At 46.1% G+C, this 6,362-nt stretch carries 4 protein-coding genes and 2 pseudogenes; 2 read left to right on the forward strand and 4 right to left on the reverse strand.

All coding sequences use genetic code 11. The features are described from left to right. From HMPREF2596_RS03515 to HMPREF2596_RS03530, 3 genes and pseudogenes are all read right to left on the reverse strand, one after another. A pseudogene (locus tag HMPREF2596_RS03515) lies at positions 1-1,785 on the reverse strand (hypothetical protein); the annotation flags it as partial. Positions 1,786-2,965: 1,180 nt separating this feature from the next. Next, the gene (locus HMPREF2596_RS03525; RefSeq protein ID WP_070849666.1) at positions 2,966-3,931 is read right to left on the reverse strand and encodes an IS30 family transposase; all 966 of its coding nucleotides are present in this window, start codon (positions 3,929-3,931) and stop codon (positions 2,966-2,968) included. A 97-nt stretch (positions 3,932-4,028) separates the two neighbouring features. Then, complete coding sequence (locus HMPREF2596_RS03530; RefSeq protein ID WP_070849668.1) at positions 4,029-5,054, reverse strand: alpha/beta hydrolase; 1,026 nt, start codon at positions 5,052-5,054, stop codon at positions 4,029-4,031. A 279-nt stretch (positions 5,055-5,333) separates the two neighbouring features. On the opposite strand from HMPREF2596_RS03530, the gene HMPREF2596_RS11460 reads away from it, so the two are divergent. Both HMPREF2596_RS11460 and HMPREF2596_RS11465 read left to right on the forward strand, forming a co-directional pair. After that, positions 5,334-5,657 carry a LysR family transcriptional regulator gene (locus HMPREF2596_RS11460; protein ID WP_283140399.1) on the forward strand — a complete coding sequence of 108 codons (324 nt, stop codon included), beginning with the start codon at positions 5,334-5,336 and terminating at the stop codon, positions 5,655-5,657. After that, on the forward strand, positions 5,658-6,236 hold the full coding sequence (locus HMPREF2596_RS11465; RefSeq protein WP_210401062.1) for a LysR substrate-binding domain-containing protein: 579 nt from the start codon (positions 5,658-5,660) through the stop codon (positions 6,234-6,236). It begins immediately after the preceding gene. Here the strand turns inward: HMPREF2596_RS11465 and HMPREF2596_RS11195 are convergent. Further along, positions 6,168-6,362 (reverse strand): annotated as a pseudogene (locus HMPREF2596_RS11195) (IS5/IS1182 family transposase); the annotation flags it as partial. The gene HMPREF2596_RS11465 and the pseudogene HMPREF2596_RS11195 overlap by 69 nt on opposite strands.

Raw genomic sequence — 6,362 nt, forward strand, 5'->3', positions numbered from 1 at the left:
GCTGTCGCCACCGTACAGTCTGTCGTCTCCGGTCCCTCCTGCCAAGGTATCTTTACCTGCACCACCTTGTAATGTGTCATTACCTGATCCGCCATGCAGTATGTCATTACCACCATAGCCGCTGATTGCATCATCCCCCGCGCCGCCTGTAATAAAGTTGGCAAGTTCGTTGCCATAAAGCGTATCGTCTTTTTCCGTACCAGTTTTATGGCCGAGTTTTTCCATCGCTTCTTTGCCCAAGGCTTCGGCATATTGTTCGAATGTACCGCTGTTTACAGCATCCAGCGAATATTGCGCCATCAGCGATGAGAGTTCGGTAAATGCGTTATCACCCGAACTGATTTTGCTGTACGCTAAAAATTCGCCCAAATCCACAAAGGCTTTTTCAGGGCTGCGGGCGTACACTTCACCAAAGAGAGCGGCGACATCAGTGAAATCGAGTTTGAATTCGCCGTTTTCTAGCTTCAGTCCGATTTTGTTCAAATACGGTTGCAAACGGGTTTGGAAGAGCAGGTTTTCATAAACGTTGTCTGTCAGCTTGCCGTAAGTTTCGCGTACGGTTTTGAGGAAGCTTTCCATCTGCTCTTTGCTTTGCACATAGATAACACCGGATTTTTCACCCGAGAATGCGTCCAATGCTGCAATTTTCGTGCGCAATTCGTGCAGTTTTTCTTTGTACTCATCTGAAACGCTGCCTACCATCAGCATTGCCTTTTCCTGTCCCGGAGTCAATGCGACACCTTCGTTCGCAGTGCGCAGCATGGGGGCAGAAAAACGTGTGCCAACGCTGTAATTCGGATCGGTTTGCGCCCATTTGTCAACCAGATCGTCCAAGAGAGCTTTTTGCTGTACCTTGGTTTCCGCTTTGGTATATGCCTGCAATGCTGCGGCAAGTGCGGGCGAAAGGGCTGCCGCTTCGCGCAGATCGCGCAAACGGCCGATGCCTTGCAGGTTTGCCGCCGCACGCTGTTCGTCGGTCAGATTGACGGATTGGCTATAACGGCTGTAAAGCGTATTGTTGCCAAACAACAAATCGCCCATTTTGCGCACATTGCCGTCTTTGCCTGTATAGCTGCCTTCCTGCGACAGACGGTTACCATTGCCAAGATTTTGATTGGTATCTTGATATGCAACATTCAGAGACTGTACGCCGACTTCTTCCAGCGTAAACAACTCCTCTTTTTGGCTGACACCATCTTGATTCAAATCGCGCCATACGCGCAATTTGTCAAAGTCAGCATCTTTAGCATCGACCACGCCGTCGCCATTAGAATCATATTCCGCCAAAGCCGCATAGCCGTGCACCGCCTTCGTGCCGTCTTTCAAAACGGAACTTTCGCCGAAAAGCTCCTTGCCGTCATTGATGATGCCGTCGCCGTTGCGGTCAACAACCAACAAACCGTCGTCTGAAGCAACCCAGCCTGAAGCCGTGCGAATACCGTCGCCATCATGGTCGAACAATGCGCCTTTGTAGCCGTTGTGGGAAACGGTTTCGATACCATCGCCGTCTAGGTCTAGGGTAAGCGGATCGTAGATGTGGTATTTGCCATCTTTGTTATACGTCTTAAATGGCTCAAGAACCTTATCTAAGAAGTCCGTTAAATCCAATAAAGCAGGCAGTAGCCCTTCTTCTAGCTGTTCTTTATAGAAATTCTTCCACCCTTGGTCCGCCTTTTCAAATAAATCCTTTAAGAATTTCTCCCAAGCGGCAGGTGAGATTGCTTTTTCAAAACCTTCACCAAATGCAAAGGCCTTAGGTAGAAACCATTTCTCAAAATCTTTCAACTTTTTATCATATAACTGACCATTTTTATCAGAAATAGTCTTCAACAACTCTGAATTATTCAGAACCAAGTTAGCTCCTGTTGACAAACTACCAATTGCCGCTGCCCATCCTTCAGCAGGATTTACACCAGGTTTGGTAGAAGCATAAATCTGCGCCATCCCAGACAAACTAGACACGATCCCTAAACCCGCAGATGCAGCTTTATCAAATTGTCCTTTCTTCAAATATGCATAAGTTGCAGCCATAGAAGCTGAAGCAACTGCCCCATTCAATTGATATGCAGTTCCCGTCAACATAGCACCAACTGCATTTGCATTACCAGAGGGACCTGCATTGGCTACAGAAGCTCCCATAGCAGCACTTGTAGCGGCGAAAGATAAGGCTGCGATTGCAGCATCAAGGCCATCCAATGAATTTCTATCTGCTTCAGGCGTGGCTAAATATTTCTGAATATTATTAGCATTTTGAATCGCATCAGCAGTACTTAATCCATTTTCACGTGCAATATTTAAAAAACTAAATCCAGCGTTTGGCATTCTCATACTCCAAATTTTAAACTAAAAACCACAACCCAAAAAACGGAAATACAAATTGCAAAAAATATAAATAAATTAATATATTGAACAATATAAAAAATCATATTAATTTGTTTAAAAAATTTACTTGACTCTGTAATATTACCAATAATAAACTTTACAATGGAGGAAAGAAAAGAAAGAGTGATCCCCCCACCATAGAATATATACTTATTAATTTTTACAAAAATAATAAAAATATCATAATATTCTCTCCTGTACACATATAAAATTCCACCTAATAAAAAATAACATATCATAAAGATAAAATAAAAAATACATATAAAAATCTTTACCATATTTTAAAATTTCTACCGAAATATCTTTTATTAATTTAATAAATATAGAATGGGTTACAAACCCAATATTCAAAAGTAGTCTAAAGCAATAGTTGTTTTCCAATAATCTTTCATAACAATAACAAAATACCAAACAGATACTTAACTTGTAATTTGAGTAAAATACCATTATATCTATAAATCTACAATTCATTTCAGATAAACGGAATTTAATTCAAACAAACGTCTCATTACAACTGTAAATGCCGGCAAAAGTTGTCTGAAAAGTTTTCAGACGACCTTGGATTCGGATTTCAAGTGCAACACTAGGGCACCAGTGGTTGGAACAGATTCAAGAATAAAACACTTGGCGTTTCATAGCCAAGTGTTTTTCTTGGCCGGTGGTTCAACTCATCTTGAACCCTGCGTATCTCCCGATTACTGATGTTCCGGAAATCGGTTTGTTTGGGGAAAATTTGTCGGATGAGTCCGTTGGTGTTCCCATTCATCTCTTTTTCCCAAGAATGGTAGGGGCGGCAAAAATAATTCTCCGCTTTCAATGCTTTAGCTATTTTAGTGTGTTGGTAAAATTCTTTACCGTTGTCCATGGTTATGGTGTGCACTCTAGCTTTATGTGCCTTTAATACCCTAATGGCCGCTAGGGCAGTGTCTTCGGCTTTGAGGCTATCCAATTTGCAGATGATGGTGTAGCGGGTAGCACGTTCGACCAAGGTCAGTAACGCGCTTTTCTGTCCTTTGCCGACGATGGTGTCGGCTTCCCAATCGCCGATGCGGGATTTTTGGTCGACGACGGCGGGTCGGTTTTCTATGCCGACGCGGTTGGGCACTTTGCCTCTGGTCCATGTGCTGCCGTAGCGTTTGCGGTAGGGTTTGCTGCATATTCTGAGGTGTTGCCACAAAGTGCCGCCGTTGCTTTTGTCTTGGCGGAGGTGGCGGTAAATGGTGCTGTGGTGGAGCGTGATTTGGTGGTGTTTGCACAAGTAGGCGCACACTTGTTCGGGACTGAGTTTGCGGCGGATAAGGGTGTCGATGTGCTGAATCAGTTGCGAATCGAGCTTATAGGGTTTTTGCTTACGCTGTTTGATAGTCCGGCTTTGCCGCTGGGCTTTTTCAGCGCTGTATTGCTGCCCTTGGGTACGGTGCCGTTTGATTTCGCGACTGATGGTGCTTTTGCGGCGGTTAAGCTGTTTGGCGATTTCGGCGATGGTGCAGTGGCGGGACAGGTATTGGATATGATATCGTTCGTCTTGGGTCAGTTGCGTGTAGCTCATGGCAATCTTTCTTGCAGGAAAGGCCGTATGCTACCGCATACTGGCCTTTTTCTGTTATGGAAAGTTGCACTTCAAATGCGAATCCGCTGGTCTGTACTTATTTCAGATTCGCTTTAAAAAACTGTTCAAACTTGTCATAAGGTATTTTCCCTGCCTGATTGTCATATAAATCCGTATGTTTTGCGCCTTTGACGAGGTAAAGTTCTTTGTCAGCGACGGTCAGTTTTTTGAAGGCGTCTTCGCTAAAATAGCGCGAATGGGCGTTTTCACCGTGCACCAACAACACCGGCACTTGGATTTCGTCGGCAAAACTGAGCAACGGCATATTCATAAACGCCAGCGGCATACTGTTCACCCAGCCGTTTTGGCTGTCGGCAGTGCTTGAACCGACGGTACGTGGGTGAAAACCGCGCGGGGTTTTATAAAAGTTCACATAATCCTGCACAAACTGCGGCTGTGAGGCGTCCGTTTTATCGGGCAGCGGAGCAAAGGTGCTGTTCACGCCGTTTCTCGCGTTCTCAGTGCGGTTTTGGTTAAACTGCTGACGGGCTTGGTGGCGTTGCTCTGGTGTGGTGCTGTCGTTATAGCCGTAGGTAAACACGCGGCTCATGTCATACATGGTGCTGGTTGCCACCGCTTTAATGCGGGTGTCGATGGCGGCGGCATTCAATGCCATACCGCCCCAGCCGCAAATGCCCAGAATACCGATTTGTCCATCTTGCACAAAATTCTGCAACAATAAGAAATCTACTGCCGCGCTGAAATCGTCGGTATTGATTTCGGGGCTGGCGAGATTTCTCGGCTCGCCGCCGCTTTCGCCCGTGTAAGACGGGTCAAAAGCAAGGGGGACAAATCCGCGTTCCGCCAAGGTTTGTGCATACGAGCCGGAAACTTGCTCTTTCACTGCGCCGAACGGGCCTGCCAACACAATGGCGGGCAGCTTGTCGCCGCTTTTCATTGATTTTGGCGTATATAAATCGGCAGCCAAGGTAATGCCGTAGCGGTTTTTAAAGGTAACTTTCTGCTGATCAACCTGAGCGGATTGCGGGAAAATCTTATCCCAGCGGTTGGTTAATGAAAGAGATTGTGCTCCCTTTTCCGGGGTAATGGTAACGTTTGCCATAGCGGTCTGTCCTATTTCTGTCCTATTTCTGTCCTATTAATGTTGTAGATAAAATCAGTGCGTTCAGTAGGGTATTAATTTTGCGTTTTGCTGTCATTGCTGTTCTCCGTTGAATGAATTGATGGCGTTCATTATAAGGCGGTCGGAGAAAATGATAATACGCCGATTTTGAATAACACTTATTGGCTGTATTTCTGAATCAAGGTAAAATACGCGAAAACAAGTGGGAATTAGCGGGGTTTATTAATAGCCATTTATGAAAACTACAACGACTTCTATCTGTTTTTTGAAGTGGCGCAACAACAGGGCTTTACCAAAGCGGCGAACAAACTGGGGCTGTCGCAATCTGCATTAAGCTACCGCATCAAGCAACTTGAAGCGCGTTTGGACATTCAACTCTTCACCCGCACCACCCGCAGCCTTGCCTTAACCACGGCGGGTGCACAATTGTTTAAAACCGTCTCGCGTAGCCTGACCGATATTGACAACGAAATAGCTATGCTCGGCTACCTGAAAGACAATCCCGCCGGCACGGTGCGGATCACCTCCAGCCAATACGGCATCAATAAAGTATTAATCCTGAAGCTGGCAAAATTTCAATAAATGTATCCCGACATTCGGCTGATATTGATTAATGATGAAGGATTGAACGACATCATCAGCGAACACTTTGATGCGGGCGTCCGTTGGGGCAATACCTTGGCAGAGGGAATGATTGCCGTGCGGATTAGCGGCGATGAAGAAATGGCGTTAATCGGTTCGCCGCAGTATTTCAATCAATCTGGCGTGCCAAAAACCATTGAAGAATTGGCGCAGCACAGCTGTTTGGCTTATCAATTTCAAACGGGCGGCGTTTACGAATGGGATTTGCAGCAAAACGGCAAGCCGATGAAATTCACACCGCAAGGACAATGGACATTCGGCAGCGACGACTCCATCATCGATGCCGCCAAACGCGGCTTGGGACTGGGTTATGTGCCGCTTGGGCTGGTGCGGCAGGAAATTGCCGCAGGCGAGTTGGTGCGGGTGTTAAAAGACGCCAGCCATACCTTCACCGGCTTTTATCTGTATTACCCGCACCGCAACGTTTCCCCCGCCTTGCGCTGCGTGATTAATGTGCAGTTTCTCGATATAGCCTTCTTCATCGGTGCGGGTATGTTGTTTGTAACCGAGTCTGTATAAACCGTTTTTCTTTGTCCAACGGGCATCGCTGTCTTTACTCGGTGTGGTTTGGCCGCTGACTTGTTCTTCCTCATCAACTTCTATGGCCTGACGCTGTTTGCTGCCGGCGGTCTGAATAATGGTGGC

The sequence above is a fragment of the Neisseria sp. HMSC078C12 genome (assembly GCF_001838065.1).
In the GTDB taxonomy this organism is placed as follows: Bacteria; Pseudomonadota; Gammaproteobacteria; order Burkholderiales; family Neisseriaceae; genus Neisseria.